An 18,256-nucleotide genomic window follows, 5' to 3' on the forward strand; every position below is an offset into this window, starting at 1 on the left:
GCAGAGAGAGGACCGCATGCCCACCGAGACCGTGACCGAGGGCTCGACCGGGCCGGCACCTGTCGGCCCCCAGGTCTCCGACCGGGTCGCCGCGCTCCACGCGGAGATGACCCTGGAGGAGAAGCTCGGCCAGCTCGTCGGGTACTGGCTCGACCAGGGCGGCGAGGTCGTCGCCCCCATGCAGGGAGAGATGGCCGCCGGGCAGGTCGGGTCCGACCGGCTCGGCGAGGTCACCCGGCACGGCATCGGCCACTACACCCGGGTGTACGGCACCCGGCCCGTGGACCCCGTCGAACGGGCCCGCTGGCTCTGGGAGGAGCAGCGGCGCCTCAAGGCGTCGACCCGGCTGGGCATCCCGGCCCTCGTCCACGAGGAGTGTCTGACCGGGCTCGCCGCGTGGCAGGCCGCCACGTTCCCGACCCCGCTCGCCTGGGGCGCGTCGTTCGACCCCGCGCTCGTCGAGGAGATGGGTGCCCTGATCGGCGAGTCGATGCGCACCCTCGGCGTCCACCAGGGCCTCGCCCCCGTGCTCGACGTCGTGCGCGACCCCCGGTGGGGACGCGTCGACGAGTGCATCGCCGAGGACCCCTACCTGGTGGGCACCGTCGGGACGTCCTACGTCAAGGGACTCCAGGGTGCGGGGGTGCACGCCACCCTCAAGCACTTCGTCGGCTACTCCGGGTCGATGGCCGGACGCAACCACGCACCGGTCTCGGCCGGCCCCCGCGAGGTCGCCGACGTCTACCTGCCGCCCTTCGAGATGGCCGTGCGCGACGGTGGCGCACGGGCCGTCATGGCCTCCTACAACGAGACCGACGGGGTGCCCGGGCACGCCTCGCACGAGTACCTCACCGAGGTGCTGCGCGACCGCTGGGGGTTCGACGGCGTCGTCGTCGCGGACTACTTCGGGGTCGCGTTCCTGCAGGTGATGCACGCGGTCGCGGGGGACCGGGGCGACGCGGCGGGACAGGCGCTCGCGGCCGGCCTCGACATCGAGCTGCCCACCGGGGACGCGTTCCTGGAGCCGCTCGCCGCGGCCGTCCGTGACGGACGCGTCGACGAGTCGCTGGTCGACCGTGCGGTGCTGCGTGCGCTGACCCAGAAGGAGGAGCTCGGGCTGCTCGAGCTCGACGCGTTCGCGGGCGAGCCGCCCAGCAGCGTGGACCTGGACTCGCCGCGCCACCGGGCCGTCGCCCGGCGGCTCGCGGAGGAGTCCGTGGTGCTGCTGTCCAACGACGGCGTGCTCCCGCTGCGCGGGTGGACCCGCGCGCCGGGGCGGGTCGCCGTCGTCGGGCCCAACGCCCACCGTGCCGACGCGCTGATGGGGTGCTACTCGTTCGCCAACCACGTGCTCGCCCACCACCCCGAGCACCCGCTGGGCTTCGAGATCTCCACCGTCTTCGAGTCGTTGGGCGGCGCGTTCGCGGACGCGGGCGTCCAGCAGCCCACCCTGGTGCACGCGCGCGGCTGCGACGTCGACGGCGACGACACGTCCGGGTTCGGCGAGGCGGTCGCCGCCGCGCGGTCCGCCGACGTCGCCGTCGTGGTGGTCGGTGACCAGGCCGGGCTCTTCGGGCGGGGCACCGTCGGCGAGGGCAACGACGTCGAGTCGCTGGACCTGCCCGGCGTGCAGCGCCGGCTCGTCGAGTCCCTCGTCGCCACCGGCACCCCCGTGGTGATGGTGGTCGTCTCGGGGCGTCCGTACGCGATCGACTGGGCGCTCGACGGCGACCGGCGACCCTTGGCGGTGCTCCAGGCGTTCTTCCCCGGCGAGGAGGGCGGCGCGGCGATCGGAGGGATCCTCACCGGGTCGGTGAACCCGTCCGGGCGGCTCCCCGTGTCGCTGCCGCGGTCGGCCGGTGCCCAGCCGTACAGTTACCTGCACCCCGTCCTCGGCGGGCCGAGCGACGTCACGTCGACCGACTCCACCCCGGTGCGCCCGTTCGGCTTCGGGCTGACCTACACCCGGTTCGAGTACTCCGAGCTGGAGGTCGACGCCGCGGCGCCGACCCACGGGACGCTCGTCGCGTCCGTGCGCGTCACCAACACCGGGGACGTCGCCGGTGCGGAGGTCGTCCAGCTCTACGGGCGCGACGTCGTCGGCTCGTTGCCCCGCCCCGTGGTGCAGCTGCTGGCCTACGAGCGGATCGCGCTGGAGCCGGGCGAGTCGGCGGTCGTCGCGTTCTCGGTGCCGGCGGCCCGGTTCGCGTTCACCGACCGACGGCTCGAACGCGTCGTCGAGCCCGGCGACGTGGAGGTCTGGGTCGGTGCCCACGCGGCCGCGACCGACGGGACGGGTCACGAGAGCGTCGAGAACACCACCGGTGGCGCGATCTCGAACGAGAAGGCCGTCGCCCGGGCGGACCTGCCCGGGGCGGCGACGCCACGGGCGACGGTCGCGCTGACCGGGACGAGGTACGTCGTGACGGCGGCCGACCCGCGGATCGTCACCGCCGCCGTCGTGGGGTAGGGCGCCGACGGCGGCGCGTGGCAGAGTGGACGGATGCGGGTCGACATCTGGCTGTGGGCGGTGCGGCTCTTCAAGAGCCGCTCCGTCGCAGCGTCCACGCTGCGCGCCGGCCGGGTCCGGGTCAACGGCACCGTCGCCAAGCCGGCGACGTCGGTGGCGGTCGGCGACCGCATCACCTGGCGTGACCCCCTGCGCGAACGCGTCGTCGTGGTGCGCGAGCTGATCCCCAAGCGGGTCGGCGCGCCGATCGCCGTCAAGGCCTACGAGGACCAGAGCCCGCCGGTGCCGACGCGCGAGGAGCGTGCGGCCGTCGGGCTCCGGGAGCGCGGCACCGGCCGGCCGACCAAGCGCGAGCGCCGGGAGATCGACAAGCTTCGCGGACGACGCCGTTAGTCGCGTCGGGCCTCGACCAGGTGCCGTGTCGAGCGGGCCACGACCGGCCGGCCCGCGCGCATCTCGGCGTCGAGCTCGCGCAGCGTGTCCTCGTACCGGTCGACCGAGAAGTCGGGCACCCGCCAGACGCACCTGCGCAGCGGCCAGATGACGGCACCGACGTCGTCGAGCTCCATCCGGCACCTCGCACGCCGCACGTCATCCACGACGAGCCCGGCGCGCTCGGCCGCGGCGACCGTGTCCAGGTCGAGCGCCGAGCCCACCTGCCCCCGCCGTTCGGCCAGCAGGCGGGCGTAGCCCCACGGCGGGCGCTCCTCGCGGGCCCGCCCGTCCAGCCAGGCGAATCCCTAGCCGGACACGTCGGCGGCGGTCGCCTCCGCCGCCAGCTCCTCGAACGTCCGCACGGCTCACAGCTCCCGGAGCAGCGAGATCAGCTCGTCCGCCATGTCGAGCCGGCGGGCCAGCGCGGCCCGGCGCTCCTGCGCGGCGGCCACGTGCCGGGCGAGCCGTGCGCGCAGGGCCTCCTCCTCGCCGTCGGGGACGTCGGTGCCGTCCGGGCCGCCCCCGAGCCGGTCGGCGACGGCGAGGAGGTCGGCCATCTCCTCGAGCGAGAACCCGAGCGGCTTCATGCGGCGGATCAGGAGCAGGCGTTCGACGTCGGACTCGGTGTACAGGCGGAACCCGCCCTCCGAGCGCGCCGACGGCGGCAGCAGACCCACCTGGTCGTAGTGCCGCAGGGTGCGCAACGACAAGCCGGTGCGGTCCGCGACGGCTCCGATGTGCATGGTCTGCGGGGTGGTCATGAAGCGGGTCCTGACGACGGCGGGGGCGGGACGAGCACTCTATCGGGGCGTCCCGGGGCTACTGTCACCTCATGGTGAGTGAACGAGTCCGGGACCTCCTGGCCGACCAACCCGTCTGGGACGGGCACAACGACCTCGCGTGGGAGGCCCGCGAGCAGGTGGGCTACGACTGGGACCGCCTCGACATCTCCGGCTCCACCAAGGGCCGTACCCACACCGACATCCCGCGGCTGCGGGCCGGTGGCGTGGGCGCGCAGTTCTGGTCGGTGTACGTGCCGACCACGCTGCCCGGCGCGGAGGCGGTCGTGGCCACGATGGAGCAGATCGACGCCGTGCACCGGATGGTCTCGCGCAACACCGACCAGCTCCAGCTCGCCACCAGCGCCGCCGACGTCGAGGAGGCCTGGGCCCACGGCCGGATCGCCAGCCTGCTGGGCGCCGAGGGTGGTCACTCCATCGACGGCTCGCTCGGGGTGCTGCGCATGTTCTGCGCCCTGGGCGTGTCCTACATGACCCTGACCCACAACGACAGCACCTCGTGGGCGGACTCCGCCACCGACCTGCCCGGCGGGCACGGCGGCCTCAGCGGGTTCGGCCGTGAGGTGGTGCGGGAGATGAACAAGCTGGGGATGCTCGTCGACCTCTCCCACGTCGCCGTCGGCACCATGCACGCCGCGCTCGACGTCAGCGAGGCGCCGGTGATCTTCTCTCACTCCAGCGCCCGCGCGGTCTGCGACGTGCCCCGCAACGTGCCCGACGACGTCCTGGCCCGCCTGGCGGACAACGGCGGGGTCTGCATGGTCACCTTCGTACCGCACTTCGTGACGCCCGAGGTGGCGGAGTGGAAGGCCGGAGCGGAGGAGGCGGCCGCGGCGGAGGGCATCCGCGCCGGCGACTACCCGAGGTTCAGCGCCTTCCTGGCCCGGTGGCGTGAGCAGCACCCGGCACCGCCGACCCGCCTGGACGACGTCGTCGCGCACGTCGAGCACGTGCGCGAGGTGGCCGGGATCGAGCACGTCGGCCTCGGCGGGGACTACGACGGCGCCGACGGGTTCGCGCCCGAGCTCGCCGACGTGTCGGGATATCCCGCGCTGCTGGAGGCGCTCGCGGGGCGCGGCTGGTCCGACGAGGACCTCGGTCAGCTCACCAGCCGCAACATGCTGCGCGTCATGCGCAACGCCGAGGCCGTGGCGACCCGCATGCACTGACGGTGGGACACGCACGTCAGTCGAAGGCGTACTCGCGTACCAGTGCGTCCTTCGGCCTCCCGTCTGCTTGCTCATGGCTCGGGCGCGATCGCTGACTGTCCAGGATCGTTCGCCCAGCGTCTGAGCTGCTCGAGGACGCGGAGGGGGTCGAGCTCGGCGGTCCGCAGGATCATCGGCCAGGTTGCCCGGGTGAACCTCTCGCCGTGTACTCGTCGCAGAGCCTGACGCGCTCTCTCGGTCGTCGTCTGTCCGGTGCGTACCGCGTCACCCAGGACGGTGGCGACGTGGCTCAGGTCGTGCCCGGATCGCACCAGGTCCGCGATCGTGCGCTCCGGTGTGGTCGTGGGCAGGCCGTCGACAAGCCTGACGTCCTGCGGGTCGAGGTTCATGACATGGATGCGCAGCCCGCTGCGGCGAGTCTGCCGGCGTCGTGGCATCGTGATCTCGACCTCGTCGGAGGGCAGGTCCCGATGTTGTACGCAGCGGCTGCGGTCGCGTGGGAGATGACACCGGCGACGTGCGGCTCTGCCAGGCGGTCCTCGGCCAGCCTGTGAGGGTCCAGGACCAGCCACTGAGCCCTGGTCTCGGTGTTCCGATCTGCCGCGGCCGATGGTGTGGCGTACACGCCGTGGAAAACTCGTTCCAGCTCACCGTCGGCGACCATGCGGCTCAGCATCATCTTGCCTACGCCAGCTGCCGCTGCCTGACCGGTGGTCAGCAGGCCCCATTGATCAGCTGCGGGCGGACCACGACAGGCCGAGGCTCTGCAGCACCTCGGACGGGTCGCGGTGGGCGGCGTCGGTGTAGGCATGAAGAGACATCACGGAGGCGGTGAGCATCGTGGTGATGACCTGACGGGCGAGCTGGGGATCACGGCTGGCCTCGTCGAGGAGCTCCTGGACGACGGGTGACCGGATCCCGAGATCCGGGTCCGAGCACGCTGTCAACAGCGCGATGGTGGTCGCACCTGCCTCGTTCTTCATGGCATCCCCCGATGTCCAGACCGATGTGTCCGGTCTACCGCACCGAGGGGGTGCGCGCGACCCGAGGTCGTGCCCGACCGGATACCGACCGGTCACCTGGTGCCGCTACGATCACCTGCGACGGCCAGGGGGTCGTCGCAGGACAACACGACGGAGCAGACGTGGCGCGCGCGGACCGGACCCGGAATCGATCGGGGCGCCCGCTCCGCCGCGTGGCGACAGCCGTCGTCGCGCTCGGGCTGGCCCTCGGGGGTCTCCTCGCGCCGGCCGCCGTCGGCCCCGCGGCGGCGGCCGACGGCCTCACGGAGGAGTCCCGTGCGCGGTACGTGGTCAAGGCCAAGGGGTCCGTGACCGCGGAGATCACCACCACCATCACGAACGTCACGCCGAACAGCGGCTCGTACATCTACTACTTCGACGCGTACGGGATCGGGGTGCCGGCCAGCGCGAAGAACGTGCGGGCCACCAGCGGCGGTGCATCGCTGACCGTGAACCTGGAGGACGAGCCCGAGGACCCGAACGTCCAGTGGGCCACGGCGTCCTTCTCGCCGCTGAACTACGGACGGACCCGCACCATCGAGTGGACGTACGACATCGGCGGGGCGCCGATCCGCTCCGAGCGGTGGAGCCGTGTGGGTCCCGGGTACGCCACCTTCCCCGCACAGGCCACCGGCGACCCCGGCAAGGTGAGCGTCGAGGTCGTGGCACCGAGCTCGATGAAGTTCGACGCCACCGCCGACTTCGCCGTCGACCAGCAGGGCAAGCGGAGCGTGTACACCCTCGAGGAGCACACGGACGAGTGGGGCACGTGGGCGGCGGTGTCCGTGCGCGACCCGGAGCGCACCGACACGGAGGACGTCACGGTGGGCGACGCCACCCTGACGCTGCAGAGCTTCCCCGGCGACGACACCTGGCGCGAGTTCGCGGCGGACCGGGTCACCGTGGGGCTGCCCCTCCTGGAGGGCTACCTCGGGGCGGAGTGGCCCGGGCGCATCGACGTCGTCCGCGAGGACGTCTCGCCCCAGGTGCTCGGCTACGCCTGGTTCGACGACGCGGGCAACGAGATCGTCCTGGGCGAGGAGCTCGACGAGGCGACACTCTTCCACGAGCTCGGCCATGCCTGGTTCGACGACGCACGGTTCGAGGGGCGCTGGCTCTACGAGGGGCTCACCGAGGTGACGGCGTACCGGGTGATCGACGCCGTCGAGGGCGAAGGAGAACCCCGCAAGACACCGAAGCGCGACGCCAAGGGTGCCCTGCCGCTGGTCGACTGGACCGAGACCGAGCGAGAGCCCCGGACCGAGACGTACGCCTACGCGGCCGCGTACACCGCCGTGCACTCGCTGCTGAAGGACGTGGACGAGGAGCAGTTCACCGAGGTGGTCTCCGCCGCCTATGCCGGCGTGGGTGCCTACGAACGGCCCGGCAACGACGTCGACAACCGGGGACGGATCGACTGGCAGCGGTTCCTCGACCTCGTCGCCGAGCGTGGCGGCGTCGACGGCACCGAGGCCTACGAGAAGTGGGTCGTCGACGACGACGGCGTCGAGCTGCTCGACGAACGTGTCGACGCCCGGGCGGCCTATGCGAGCCTCGACGAGGCGGACGGCGGGTGGCAGCCGCCGTACGGCCTGCGGCGAGCCATGACCGACTGGAAGTTCGACGACGCCGCCACCGCCGTCGCTGCGCTCGAGCCCGTCGCACCCGACGCCGTCGCGGTCCAGGACGCCGCCGAGACCACCGGGCTCGACGTGCCCGTGGCCGTCAGCGGCGCCTACGAGGACGCCGAGTCCACCGAGGACTACGAGGCGCTGGCGACGCTCCTGCCCCAGGCCGCCGCCACGATCGTCCAGGTCGGCGACGCCTCGGACGCGGTCGCAGCCGAGGGCGACCCGGTCACGGAGCTCGGCGAGTCCGTGCTCGACGTCGAGGCGTCGGCGGCCGAGTCCCGTGCGGCTCTCCACGCGGGCGACCTCGACCGTGCCCAGGCGCTCGCCGGCGACACCGCCGAGCAGGCCGGCCGCGCGCTCTGGGTCGGGATCGGCATCGTCGTCGGTGGGCTGGTCCTGCTCGCGCTCCTGGTGCTCGTGCCGGTGCTGCTGGTGCGTCGCCGCCGTCGTCGTCGTCCCGCGGTCCTCACCGAGCCCCAGGTCGTCGCGGTCCTCGCCGCGCCCGGCACGACGGCGGAGCGTGCGCCGGACGACGCCTCGCCGGGAGACGTGGCCGACGACGGAACCGACGGCGCGAAGACGCCCGTCGGCGGGTAGGGACTCACCCGAAGACGGTGCCTGCGCCGCCCGGCGACCCGTCGGTCAGGTGCCACCGGAGCGTGGCGTCCTGCCACAGGCCGTTGTCGTCCGAGGCTGCCGGAGACTCGACCCACACCATCCAGTAGCCGTCGACGACCTCGGCGTCGAGCGAGAGGCCGTCGGTCGTCGTGACCTCGACCCGGGCGACGTCCTCCCCGGCGCGGCCGACGAGCGCCGCGGCATGGCCGCCCCCGCCGCCGGAGTCCGCCACTGCCTCGTCGGCCGCAGGAGCGGGTGCCGAGGCCGTCCCGCCGCTGGTGAGTCGCTGGGTGTAGGGCGGGTCGGCGTCCTGGGCGCACAGCACCGTCCTGCGGACACCGTCCCCCAGCAGCGTCACGCCGACCTCGTCGCGCACCTCCTCGAACACCGGCCGCAGGCCGGACGACGACGACCCGCTCGGGCACTCCTCGCGCCGTGCCTCGGCCAAGGGTGTGGTGGCATCGACGCCCGGCCACGCCTCGTCCAACGACATCGACCCCTCGGTGCCGTCCGCCAGCCGCCACGTGAGCGCGACCGCCGCGTCCTGCGGCACGCGATCCTCGGGGGAGAAGAACGCGGACCAGTAGCCGTCGTCGGTCATCCGGGCCTCGACGACCACTCCGGAGTCGCCGGTCATCGAGCCGCCGTCGTCGGACCACTCCAGGGCGACGTCGACCGAGTCGACCCCGGCGCCGGCGACGCCCCACACGACCGGCGCCGGGCCGCTCGTGACTCCGCGGGGGAGGATCTCGTCCGCTGCCGGCTCGGCGCCGGGCAGCGACCAGGTGGTGGTCGATGTCGTCGTGCCGCCGTCGCCGCGGACGTCGGAGCACACCCCGGCGACACCGCCGCCGTCGAGCACGAGGAGGGTGGTGTCGGCCGTGCCGCCGGACTCGCTCGCGACGGTGCGCCAGGTCAGCTCTTCGGCGGTCTCGGGCTGGAGGCCCAGGTTGCCTACGAGCTGGTCGCCGCACGTCGCCCCGGGCGACGCGGGGACGAACCCCACCTCTCCGGGGAGGAGCACGAGCCCGACGCTGATCACCCCGACGGCGCCGGCGGCCGCAGCCGCGACCCCGAGGTGCCGGTTCCGCCGCCGGGCGGCACCGAGCGGGGCGACGACGTCGTCCAGCGACTCGTCGTGGAGGTCGACGACCTGGGTGCGCTCGTGCACCCGGCCTCGACGTGAACCTGTCCGATCCTCCACAGCGGCGTCGAAGACGGCGGCACGCGCCGCCGCGAGACCTTCGGGGTCGGGGGACGAGGTCGGTGCTAGGCGCGCGAGCCGGTCGTCGATGCGGGGGATGCTCATGCCGACCTCCGGGTGGCTGACGAGGTGCTGTCGACAGCACGCAGGGCGGGTGGGACGTCCGCGACGGACGCGGCCAACCGCCGTCGGGCGCGGTGCAGGCGGACGTGGAAGGCCGCCGTCGTGCATCCCGCGACCTCCGCGGCCTGGGACGGGGCGAGACCGTCCCAGGCCACGAGCAGGATCGCCTCGCGCTCGCGCTCGGTGAGCGTCACCAGACCGCGGAGCAGCAGGTCCCGCTCGGCGACCTCCGACTCGGGTGACCCGGCGGCCGACGGCGCGGCGTTCTCCAGAGAGGTCAGCTCGGCGGTCAGCAGGCGGCGGCGGACCTGGGACCGTGCAGCGTTGCGCCGCAGGTTGCGGGCGACGACGAGCAGCCACGGCAGGGCGTCGGCCGGGACGTCGTCGAGGCGCCGCCAGGCGACGAGAAACGTCTCGGACAGCAGGTCCTGGGCGGCGTCCGGGTCGGTGTGGCGCAGCAGGTAGGCCTAGACGCGGACGGCATGGGTATCCCAGAGCGCGGCGAGGCGCTCGGCGGGATCGCCGTCGAGCTCGGCCGGTGCCGTGTCACCGGGGGAGGAGAAGCTCACGCCACGTAGTGTCCGCGACGCGCCGAGACTTACGTGCCCGGCTCGGGACCTTTGGCCCGTCGCGCAGGGCCGACGTACCCCCAGGTCAGGGCCGTTGCACCCTGCCGTGGCGGGGTCCGTGGCGGCGATGCTGGTCTCGTCGCCCGGGGACGGACCCGGGCAGCGAAGGCCGGGCTCCCCGGCCGGAGGAGGAAGCCATGACGACCACCGTCCGGGGTCCGCAGTCGGTCCCCACCACGCCGGAGCGCAGGCTGTCGCCCGCCGCCGCGTACACGTTCGCGGTGCTCCGCCTGCTCATCGCCTTCCAGTTCCTGTGGGCCTTCGCGGACAAGACGTTCGGGCTGGGGCTGTCGACGCCGGCCGAGAACGCCTGGCTCACCGGGGGCTCGCCGACGGAGGGCTTCCTCAGCAACGTCGAAGGCCCGTTCGCCGGGTTCTTCGGGGCGCTCGCGGGCGTCGCCGTCATCGACTGGCTGTTCATGCTCGGCCTGCTCGGCATCGGCCTGGCCTTCGCGCTCGGCATCGGGATGCGGATCGCCGCCGTCTCGGGCGCCCTGCTGCTGGTCATGATGTGGATGGCCGCGCTGCCGATCGAGGTCAACCCGTTCCTGGACGACCACCTCATCGAGGCCGTCCTGCTCATCGGTCTGGCCGCCGTCGCTGCGGGCGACACGCTCGGGCTCGGCCGCCGCTGGGCCGCGACCGACCTCGTCCAGCGCTACCCGATCCTGCGCTGAGCGTGGCGCGGGACCGATCGCACCGCTGACACTCCCCGGGGCCTCCGGACTCGGGGTCGTCGGCACGGTGGGGCCCGGGGGCCGCGGCACTTGGTGCCGGGCAGGTCCGGGTCCCGCACCCGATGGAGGAACAGGACCGAGGAGGATGCGATGAGCGAGCGACACGGAGTGGTGGTCGGCGTGGACGGCTCGGCGGACAGCGACCAGGCGCTCTTCTGGGCGGCGGCGGAGGCCGTCCGCCGGGGCACCACGCTGACCGTGCTGAGCGCGTACGACGTCTCGACCGTCCCGGGCGGCACCGGCTACGGGATCGGGCCGGAGGCGATGCACGACGAGGCCACCCAGGTGGTCGGACGGGCCGCCGAGCGGCTGGCGAAGGCCCGCGAGGAGTGTGCCGGCCAGGTGCCCGAGGCCGACGACACCAGCTGGGAGACGGTGCACGGTTCGGCAGCCGGCGCGCTCGTCGAGCACTCCGGGAGCAGCGCGCTCGTGGTCGTGGGCCGACGTGGTCTGCACGCCTTCGACCGGGTCGTCCTGGGCTCGGTCTCCGCGGTGGTGTCGGCCCGGGCGAACGGGCCGGCGGCCGTCGTGCCGTTCGACCCCGTCGCGGCGACGACGGACTGCCCGGGAGACGTCGTCGGTCCGGTGTGGCGCGTCGTCGCCGCGGTGGACTTCGACGACCACCTGGAACGGGTGCTCGACCTCGCCTTCGAGGAGGCCGCGCACGCCGGCGTCCCGCTGCTCCTGGTCCACGCGCTCCACTCGGAGTTCATCGCCGGTCCCTACGCCATGGAGACCGCCTGGGTCCACGAGTACGAGACCGAGGCGACGGCCCGCCTCCAGGACAGGCTGGTCGGTGCGGAGCGGAAGCACCCGACGGTGCAGCGGACCATGGAGATGGCACGCGGGTCGATCGTCGACGTGCTCACCCGGCGGCTCAGCCGGCACGACCTCGTCGTGGTCGGCGGTCGGCCGCACGCGCCCGTCCTCGGACGGATCTTCCGGTCGGACGCCGACCGCCTCGGGCGGGACGTCGAGTGCCCGGTCATCGTGGCCCACGCGTAGCCTGATGACCATGAGCGAGCAGACCGTGCGGGTCTTCCTCCTGGACGACCACGAGGTCGTCCGTCGCGGTGTCGCGGACCTCCTCGAGGCCGAGCCCGACCTCGAGGTCGTCGGCGAGGCGGGGTCGGCCTCCGAGGCGCTGGCCCGCATCCCGGCGCTGCGGCCTAACGTCGCGGTGCTGGACGTCCGGCTCCCCGACGGCGACGGGGTGAGCGTGTGCCGCGAGCTGCGCTCCACCACGGACGTCGCGTGCCTCATGCTCACGTCCTTCGACGACGACGAGGCCCTGTTCGACGCGATCCTCGCCGGCGCGGCGGGCTACGTCCTCAAACAGGTGCGGGGCAACGACCTCCTCGCGGCGATCCGGACGGTCGCCGCCGGGGGGTCCACGCTCGACCCCCGGGCGGCCCGGCTGGTCATGGAACGCATGCGGTCCCAGGACCGGCCGGACGCCGACCCCCTGGCGGACCTCACCACCCAAGAGCGCCGGGTGCTGGCCCTCATCGGCCAGGGGCTCACCAACCGGCAGATCGGTGCCGAGCTGTACCTCGCGGAGAAGACGGTGAAGAACTACGTCTCCAGCGTGCTGGCGAAGCTCGGCCTGGAGCGTCGCGTCCAAGCGGCCGTGCTCGCCACCCGCCTCGAACGGCCCTGAGCCGACGACGACGTCAAGGCGCCAGGGGGACGTTCCAGCGCAGCAGCGTCCCCGGCCGCGCGGCCTCGGCCGCGAACGTCCCGCCCAGCTCCTGGGCGCGTCTCTCGAGGTTCGCCAGCCCGCTCCGGGCGGCGTCGGCAGGGAGCCCGCCCCCGTCGTCGCGCACGGTGAGGCTGATCTCGTCCCCGGCGACGAGGTCGACGCTCGCGGTGCGTGCCTCGGCGTGCCGGCCGACGTTCGACAGCGCCTCACGGACCACGGCCACGAGGTGGTCCCCGACGTCCGGGGCCACCAGCGTGTCCACGGGCCCGGACATGCGCAGCGCGGGTGTGAAGCCGAGGGTGCGGGTGGCCGCGTCGACCTCGGCGACGAGACGGGCGCGCACGCCGACCCTGCGCGCGCCCCCGGTGGACGGGCGCAGCCCGCGGATCGTGGTCCGGATCAGGCTGATCGTCTCGTCGAGATCGCCCACGGCCCGGTTCACCCGTTCGGCGTCGGCGGGGGCGGCGTCCTGCAGCCGCCGCCCGACGCCCTCCAAGGACAGCCCGGTGGCGTACAGGCGCTGGATCGCCAGGTCGTGCAGGTCGCGGGCGATGCGGTCCCGGTCGCGGACGACCGCGAGCCGCTCGCCGTCGCGCCGGCGTTCGGACAGCTCGAGCGCGACCGCCGCCTGGGCGGCGAACGCGGCCAGCGCGTCGACGACCACCCGCGGGAAGGGCACGGTCCCCAGCCGGCGCCCGACGGTGAGGACCCCGGCCGTCCGCCCCGGCCCCCCGAGCGGCAGCGCGGCGAGCGGGCCCACCACGCTGGGCGGGTTGAACGAGAGCGTCTGACGCCGGTCGGAGGCGGCGTCGGCCGTGACGACGGGCCGGCCGGAGACGTAGGCCTCCGCGGCGAAGGTGCCCTCGAGCCGGACGTCGGTGCCGACGAGGCCCTCGGTGCCCGGTCCGTGGGCCGAGCGCACCCGGAGGCGGTCGGACTCGTCGGGGACGGTGGCGAGCACGGCCACGTCCGCCGCGGCGACCTGCAACGCTTCGCGCGCGACGGCGTCGAGCACCTCCTGCGGCGCGTCGCCCTCCAGGACCCGGCGGGAGATCTCGTCGTTGCCGTGCGCCCAGCGCTCCCGCAGCCGGGCCTCGTCGTACAGCCGGGCGTTCTCGACGGCGACGCTGGCGGCCGAGGCGAGCGCCTCGACGAGCCGTTGGTCCTCGGTGCTGAACTCCATACCGCCGCGCTTGTCGGTGAGGTACAGGTTGCCGAACGCGCTGCCGCGCACCCGGAGCGGGACACCCAGGAAGGTCCGCATCGGGGGGTGATGGGCGGGGAAACCGACCGAGCGGTGGTCCGCGCCCATGTCGGGCAGTCGCAGGGGCACCGGGTGCCGGATCAGCTCGCCGAGCAGTCCCCGGCCACGGGGGTACGCACCGATGGCGCGGATCTCGTTCTCGGTGAGCCCGACGGTGATGAACTGGGCGATCTGCCCGTCCTCGCCGAGTACCCCGAGTGCGGCGTAGCGGGCGTCGACGACGTCGGCGGCGGCCTGCACGACCCGCTGCAGCGTCGTCTCGAGGTCGAGGCCGCGGCCCACGGACAGCACCGCACCCAGCAGCACGTCCGCGTCGTCGCTCATGCGGCCACGCTAGCGCTGCCGGGCCTGTCCGGCCCGGGACCTTGGTCCCGCGCGGCGGGGTCGACGGCCTCTTCTGCCGGCCCGTGCCCGCGTGGCGTACTGGTGTCCAGGACACGAGGAGGACGCCATGAACACGAAGAGGTACGCAGTGGTGGTCGGGGTCGACGGTTCGTCGGCCGGCGACCAGGCGCTCGAGTGGGCCGCCGCGGAAGCGGTCCGACGCCGGGAACGGTTGACGGTGCTGACCGCCTTCGAGGTGACCACCATGCCGCTCGCCGACACCTACGGGATGGGGCTGGCGTCCCTGCGGGAGTCCGCCGAGGACGTGTCGGGCCAGGCGATGCGTCGCCTCGCCGAGCTGCGTCGTCGCAGGCCGGGGTCTGTGCCCGCCGCCGAGGACGTCGACCACGAGATCGTCGAAGGGGCCCCCGCCGGCGTGCTCGTCAAGCGTTCCGAGATCAGCGAGCTGGTGGTCGTCGGGCGGCGGGGTCTCAACGCCCTGGACCGCCTGGTGCTCGGCTCGGTCTCCGCGGCGCTCCTGGCGATGGCCAAGGGCACGGTCGCCGTGGTCCCCACCGACCCCGTCGCGCTGCGGTCCGCCTCGGCGGCCGACGTCGTCGGACCGGTGTGGCGGGTCGTCGCCGCGGTGGACTTCGACGACCACCTGGGCCGGGTGCTCGACCTCGCCTTCGACGAGGCCCGGCACGCCGGTGCTCCGCTGGTCGCGGTCCACGCCCTGACGGAGGAGTTCCTCGCGGGCCCGTACGCGATCGCCGGCGGCTGGGTCCACGAGTACCGCGACGAGGCGAAGGAGCGGCTCCAGGAGGAGTTGAGGCGCTGGGAGGAGAAGTACCCGACCGTGCACTGGTCCGTCCAGGTGGAGCACGGGTCGGACGCGGACGTCGTCGCCTCGCGCCTCGGCCGCCACGACGTGCTCGTCGTCGGCGGACGCCGGCACACCCCGGTCATGGGACGCGTCCTGCGGTCCGTGCCCGACCGTCTCGGGCGAGAGGCTCCGTGCCCCGTGATCGTGGCGCACGCGCAGCCGTGATCCCCGCGCTCCCGCCTGACCGCCGGCCCCTGGCGGTCAGGCGGGTTCGTCGTGCAGGATCCGCTGGAACAGCAGGTGGTCCGCCCAGCGTCCGGCGATGCGCAGGTACCGCGGAGCCAGGCCGATGCGAGCGAACCCGGCCCGCTCGAGCACCCGCTGGGACGCCGTGTTGTGCAGGAGGGTCGCCGCCTGCAGGCGGTGCAGCCCGAGGTCGTCGCGGGCCAGGCCGACGGTGGCCCGCACGGCGGCCGTCATGATCCCGCGGCCGGCGAGCCCGGCGTCGACCCAGTAGCCGAGGTGCCCGTTCTGGAAGACGCCACGGACGACGTCGCTGACGTTCACGCGGCCGACGATCGCGTCGCCGCGGGCCAGGACCAGCGGGCACTGCCGTCCGGCCTCGTGCTCGCGGAGCCCGACGAGGACCTGTGCGGTCTGGCGCTCGGCGGTGAAGAACGCCTCGGTCCGCGCAGGCTCCCACGGCGCGAGGTGCTCGCGGTTGCGGGTGTACGCCTCGGCGAGCGCCGGCCCGTCGTCGGGCCGCAGCAGGCGCAGGGTGACGCCGTCGGGCAGGGAGATCGGCAGGGGCACGACGGCGAGCCTAGCTACTCGTCGTCGGACTCCGAGCGCAGCCGGGGCTCGGTGCGCAGCTGCGGGTTGTACCCGGCCTTGTCGGCGTAGAAGGCGCGGATGCGGTCCATGTCGGCACCGACGTCGCCGGTGAGGTCGAGGGTCGGGCCCAGGCCGGTGGTCATGGTGGTGCGGTCCACGTAGCCGAGGGTGACGGGCAGCCCGGCCTCGCGGGCGATCCGGTAGAAGCCGGACTTCCAGCCGTCGCCGGAGCGGGTGCCCTCGGGGGTGACCACGAGATGGAAGACCTCGCCCCGGGAGACGTGATCCAGGACGTCGCGCACGACGCGTGACGGGTCGCGGCGGTCGACGGGGATGCCGCCGAGCGCGCGCATGACCGGGCCCTTCCAGCCGTCGAACAGCGTGTGCTTGCCCAGCCAGCGGATGTCCAGGCCGAGCCGCCAGGAGATGGCGAGCATCAGCACGAAGTCCCAGTTGGAGGTGTGGGGCGCGCCGACGAGGATGCCGGCCTGGCGAGGGGCCGGCTCGCTGCGCAGGGTCCACCGGCTGAGCCGCCAGAAGAGGCCTGCGACGGCGCGGCGCAACGGGTTGAGCATCGTCCGAGTTTAGTCGCGCGCCGGCGGGGCCGGTGCGGCGTCGTCGGCGCTCGGTGCGCCGGCCGGTCCCGTGGCCCTCCGCTCGAGGGCACGCAGCCGTTCGACGATCTTGATGAGGATGGCGACCACGGGTGTCGACAGCGCGGCGCCCAGGAGGCCGAACAGGGCGCCGCCCGCGATCGTCGAGCCGAGGATGACGATCGGGTGGAGCCGGAGTGCCCCCTGGGTCATGAAGGTCTGGATGATCGTCTGCACGCCGTTCTGGGCGACGAGGATCACGGCGAGCATCACCAGAGCGGGCACCAGGCCACCGGAGCCGAGCGCGATGAGCACCGCGAACGCCCCCGAGACGATCGCGCCGAGGAACGGCACGTACGAGGTGATGAGCGTGACGACGGCGATGGTGAGGGCCAGCGGGAGGTCGAGGAGCCAGGCGGCGACCCCGACCATGACGGACACGACGACGCTGGAGGCCGTCAGGGCGAGGAAGTACCGCCGCATCGCCCAGGTGCCGTCGTCGATGATCCCGGCGCCGACGTCCTCGGCGACGCCCAGGTGGCGGGCGGTCCACCGCGTCAAGGAGTCCCAGTCGGCCAGGATGAAGTAGAGCAGGAAGAGGCCGACGAACGTGCCCATCGCCAGCGCCGCGGTGCCGGAGAACACGTTGCCGAGCTGCGCCGTGAATCCGGACAGCAGCACGGTGCCCCACCGGGGGAGCCCGCCCGCCTCGCTGTCGTCGACCTCCGGGAGCTCCAGGCCGAGGTCAGCCGCCCAGACCTGGACGGCGTCGAACCCGATGGTGAGCTGCCGGCCGATCTCCGGGGCCTGCTGCACGACGCCACGTATCGCGAGTCCGACCGTCCCCGCCGCGACGAGCAGGAGAACCAGCAGCACGATGATCGCGGCGAGCCAGCGGGGCATCCACCGGGTGAGCCGCGAGCACAGCGGGGCGAACAGCGCGCCCACCACGAGCGCCACGATCAGCGGCACGACGAGCCCCGAGATCAGCGACGTGCCCAGGTAGACCGCGACCGCCGCCAGCGCCAGCCCCACGAACGCCCAGGCGCGTCGTCCCCAGCGTTCCAGGGTGGAACGATCGTGCCTGACGGCGGCGGCGTCGACGGGGCTCATGGCCCGAACCTATCGGGCGCGGCCCACCGGGGTCCTGCTGCCGTCACATCGCGTAGAGAGCGGCCACGTCCTCGATCTACGACCACGTGGCCGCCACGGGGTCGTCCGCTCCGTCGGCCGCCAGCTCCCAGCGCACCACCGAGTCGGGGACACCGTCCCAGACCCAGGTGTGCTCGATCAGGGAGGGCTCCTCGACCGCGGTGACCTCGCCGGTGGCCGTGCCCTCCTCACCGAAGTCGAACACGGCTCCGCCCCGACATGCGGCTCGATGCGGCAGCCCGGCAGCCCGGCAGCCAGCGCTCCAGGAGCTCGGGGTCGGTGAGCCACGCCCAGGCGCGCTCCGTGGGCACGGGCAGGTGCCGGACGAACTGGATCTGCGCGGTCCAGGACGGGTCGAGACCCAGGGTTCCGCGGGTGGTGTCGGTGGTCATGCTGTGCCGGTCTCGTCGGCGGCGATCTCGCGCTCGAGCCTGTCGAGCGCGTCGTTCCAACGGGTCTGCTGGGCCTCGAGCCAGGAGCCTGCCTCGGCGAGGGCGTCGGCGTGCAGGGAGTAGCGGCGCTCGCGGCCGGCCTTGCGGACGGTGAGGACCCCGGCGGAGACCAGGGCGGTCAGGTGCTGGGACACGCCGGGGCGGGAGATCGCGAAGTACGAGGCGATCTCCCCGGCGGTGCGTTCCTCGGCGGACACCAGCTCCACGATGCGGCGCCGGTGCGGGGTGCCGAGGGCCTCGAAGACGTCCATGGATATATGTAAGCAGCGTC

At 73.6% G+C, this 18,256-nt stretch carries 22 protein-coding genes; 8 read left to right on the forward strand and 14 right to left on the reverse strand.

Annotated features, from left to right (window positions below):
* Positions 1 to 16 precede the first annotated feature (16 nt).
* Together UQW22_RS07505 and UQW22_RS07510 are read left to right on the forward strand one after the other, a co-directional pair.
* The gene (locus UQW22_RS07505) at positions 17 to 2,470 is read left to right on the forward strand and encodes a glycoside hydrolase family 3 N-terminal domain-containing protein (protein ID WP_407320284.1); all 2,454 of its coding nucleotides are present in this window, start codon (positions 17 to 19) and stop codon (positions 2,468 to 2,470) included.
* 33 nt (positions 2,471 to 2,503) lie between these two features.
* Positions 2,504 to 2,863 (forward strand): RNA-binding S4 domain-containing protein, encoded by a 360-nt coding sequence (locus UQW22_RS07510; RefSeq protein WP_407320285.1) that lies wholly within the window; start codon positions 2,504 to 2,506, stop codon positions 2,861 to 2,863.
* Here the strand turns inward: UQW22_RS07510 and UQW22_RS07515 are convergent.
* Both UQW22_RS07515 and UQW22_RS07520 read right to left on the reverse strand, forming a co-directional pair.
* The gene (locus UQW22_RS07515) at positions 2,860 to 3,126 is read right to left on the reverse strand and encodes a hypothetical protein (RefSeq protein ID WP_407320286.1); all 267 of its coding nucleotides are present in this window, start codon (positions 3,124 to 3,126) and stop codon (positions 2,860 to 2,862) included. The genes UQW22_RS07510 and UQW22_RS07515 overlap by 4 nt on opposite strands.
* A gap of 144 nt (positions 3,127 to 3,270) precedes the next feature.
* Positions 3,271 to 3,666: a MerR family transcriptional regulator gene (locus UQW22_RS07520; RefSeq protein ID WP_407320287.1), complete on the reverse strand. Its 396-nt coding sequence runs from the start codon at positions 3,664 to 3,666 to the stop codon at positions 3,271 to 3,273.
* Positions 3,667 to 3,737: 71 nt separating this feature from the next.
* Here UQW22_RS07520 and UQW22_RS07525 point away from each other — a divergent pair, with 71 nt between their 5' ends.
* Entirely contained in the window at positions 3,738 to 4,874 is a 1,137-nt protein-coding gene (locus tag UQW22_RS07525) for a dipeptidase (protein WP_407320288.1), read from the forward strand.
* Between the two features lie 71 nt (positions 4,875 to 4,945).
* Here the strand turns inward: UQW22_RS07525 and UQW22_RS07530 are convergent, their stop codons facing one another.
* Genes UQW22_RS07530 through UQW22_RS07540 form a run of 3 tightly spaced genes read right to left on the reverse strand, consistent with a single transcriptional unit; the run spans position 4,946 to position 5,857 of the window.
* On the reverse strand, positions 4,946 to 5,263 hold the full coding sequence (locus UQW22_RS07530) for a hypothetical protein (protein WP_407320289.1): 318 nt from the start codon (positions 5,261 to 5,263) through the stop codon (positions 4,946 to 4,948).
* A complete protein-coding gene (locus UQW22_RS07535; protein ID WP_407320290.1) occupies positions 5,260 to 5,685 on the reverse strand; it encodes a type IV toxin-antitoxin system AbiEi family antitoxin domain-containing protein in 426 nt (141 codons plus the stop codon). Before UQW22_RS07535 ends, UQW22_RS07530 begins: the two co-directional genes overlap by 4 nt.
* Positions 5,606 to 5,857: a hypothetical protein gene (locus tag UQW22_RS07540; protein ID WP_407320291.1), complete on the reverse strand. Its 252-nt coding sequence runs from the start codon at positions 5,855 to 5,857 to the stop codon at positions 5,606 to 5,608. The genes UQW22_RS07535 and UQW22_RS07540 overlap by 80 nt, the downstream gene beginning before the upstream one ends.
* Before the next feature lie 212 nt (positions 5,858 to 6,069).
* Here UQW22_RS07540 and UQW22_RS07545 point away from each other — a divergent pair, with 212 nt between their 5' ends.
* Positions 6,070 to 8,124 (forward strand): hypothetical protein, encoded by a 2,055-nt coding sequence (locus UQW22_RS07545; RefSeq protein ID WP_407320292.1) that lies wholly within the window; start codon positions 6,070 to 6,072, stop codon positions 8,122 to 8,124.
* Between the two features lie 4 nt (positions 8,125 to 8,128).
* On the opposite strand, the gene UQW22_RS07550 is transcribed toward UQW22_RS07545, so the two are convergent.
* Both UQW22_RS07550 and UQW22_RS07555 read right to left on the reverse strand, forming a co-directional pair.
* Positions 8,129 to 9,454 carry a hypothetical protein gene (locus tag UQW22_RS07550; RefSeq protein ID WP_407320293.1) on the reverse strand — a complete coding sequence of 442 codons (1,326 nt, stop codon included), beginning with the start codon at positions 9,452 to 9,454 and terminating at the stop codon, positions 8,129 to 8,131.
* A complete protein-coding gene (locus UQW22_RS07555) occupies positions 9,451 to 9,933 on the reverse strand; it encodes an RNA polymerase sigma factor (protein WP_407320747.1) in 483 nt (160 codons plus the stop codon). The genes UQW22_RS07550 and UQW22_RS07555 overlap by 4 nt, the downstream gene beginning before the upstream one ends.
* Positions 9,934 to 10,238: 305 nt before the next feature.
* Between UQW22_RS07555 and UQW22_RS07560 the strand changes: the two genes are divergently transcribed.
* The 3 genes from UQW22_RS07560 to UQW22_RS07570 all read left to right on the forward strand — a co-directional run bounded on the left by UQW22_RS07560 (position 10,239) and on the right by UQW22_RS07570 (position 12,498).
* Positions 10,239 to 10,778 (forward strand): hypothetical protein, encoded by a 540-nt coding sequence (locus tag UQW22_RS07560; protein ID WP_407320294.1) that lies wholly within the window; start codon positions 10,239 to 10,241, stop codon positions 10,776 to 10,778.
* Positions 10,779 to 10,928: 150 nt separating this feature from the next.
* The gene (locus UQW22_RS07565) at positions 10,929 to 11,843 is read left to right on the forward strand and encodes a universal stress protein (RefSeq protein WP_407320295.1); all 915 of its coding nucleotides are present in this window, start codon (positions 10,929 to 10,931) and stop codon (positions 11,841 to 11,843) included.
* 10 nt (positions 11,844 to 11,853) lie between these two features.
* The gene (locus UQW22_RS07570; RefSeq protein ID WP_407320296.1) at positions 11,854 to 12,498 is read left to right on the forward strand and encodes a response regulator; all 645 of its coding nucleotides are present in this window, start codon (positions 11,854 to 11,856) and stop codon (positions 12,496 to 12,498) included.
* A gap of 13 nt (positions 12,499 to 12,511) precedes the next feature.
* Here the strand turns inward: UQW22_RS07570 and UQW22_RS07575 are convergent, their stop codons facing one another.
* Entirely contained in the window at positions 12,512 to 14,128 is a 1,617-nt protein-coding gene (locus tag UQW22_RS07575; protein WP_407320297.1) for a GAF domain-containing sensor histidine kinase, read from the reverse strand.
* A gap of 127 nt (positions 14,129 to 14,255) precedes the next feature.
* Between UQW22_RS07575 and UQW22_RS07580 the strand changes: the two genes are divergently transcribed.
* Entirely contained in the window at positions 14,256 to 15,179 is a 924-nt protein-coding gene (locus UQW22_RS07580) for a universal stress protein (RefSeq protein ID WP_407320298.1), read from the forward strand.
* A 36-nt stretch (positions 15,180 to 15,215) separates the two neighbouring features.
* Here UQW22_RS07580 and UQW22_RS07585 read toward each other — a convergent pair whose 3' ends face one another.
* The 6 genes from UQW22_RS07585 to UQW22_RS07610 form a co-directional block, all read right to left on the reverse strand.
* Positions 15,216 to 15,767, reverse strand: a complete 552-nt coding sequence (locus UQW22_RS07585) for a GNAT family N-acetyltransferase (protein WP_407320299.1) — start codon at positions 15,765 to 15,767, stop codon at positions 15,216 to 15,218.
* A gap of 14 nt (positions 15,768 to 15,781) precedes the next feature.
* Entirely contained in the window at positions 15,782 to 16,363 is a 582-nt protein-coding gene (locus UQW22_RS07590) for a 1-acyl-sn-glycerol-3-phosphate acyltransferase (protein ID WP_407320300.1), read from the reverse strand.
* 9 nt (positions 16,364 to 16,372) lie between these two features.
* Entirely contained in the window at positions 16,373 to 17,494 is a 1,122-nt protein-coding gene (locus UQW22_RS07595) for an AI-2E family transporter (protein ID WP_407320301.1), read from the reverse strand.
* A gap of 76 nt (positions 17,495 to 17,570) precedes the next feature.
* Complete coding sequence (locus UQW22_RS07600; RefSeq protein WP_407320302.1) at positions 17,571 to 17,738, reverse strand: hypothetical protein; 168 nt, start codon at positions 17,736 to 17,738, stop codon at positions 17,571 to 17,573.
* Positions 17,722 to 17,925 carry a hypothetical protein gene (locus tag UQW22_RS07605; RefSeq protein WP_407320303.1) on the reverse strand — a complete coding sequence of 68 codons (204 nt, stop codon included), beginning with the start codon at positions 17,923 to 17,925 and terminating at the stop codon, positions 17,722 to 17,724. Before UQW22_RS07605 ends, UQW22_RS07600 begins: the two co-directional genes overlap by 17 nt.
* On the reverse strand, positions 17,922 to 18,236 hold the full coding sequence (locus UQW22_RS07610) for an ArsR/SmtB family transcription factor (RefSeq protein ID WP_407320304.1): 315 nt from the start codon (positions 18,234 to 18,236) through the stop codon (positions 17,922 to 17,924). Before UQW22_RS07610 ends, UQW22_RS07605 begins: the two co-directional genes overlap by 4 nt.
* Positions 18,237 to 18,256 lie beyond the last annotated feature (20 nt).

Origin of the sequence: Isoptericola halotolerans, assembly GCF_045689585.1 — a bacterium.
Classification (GTDB): Bacteria; Actinomycetota; Actinomycetes; order Actinomycetales; family Cellulomonadaceae; genus Isoptericola; species Isoptericola halotolerans_B.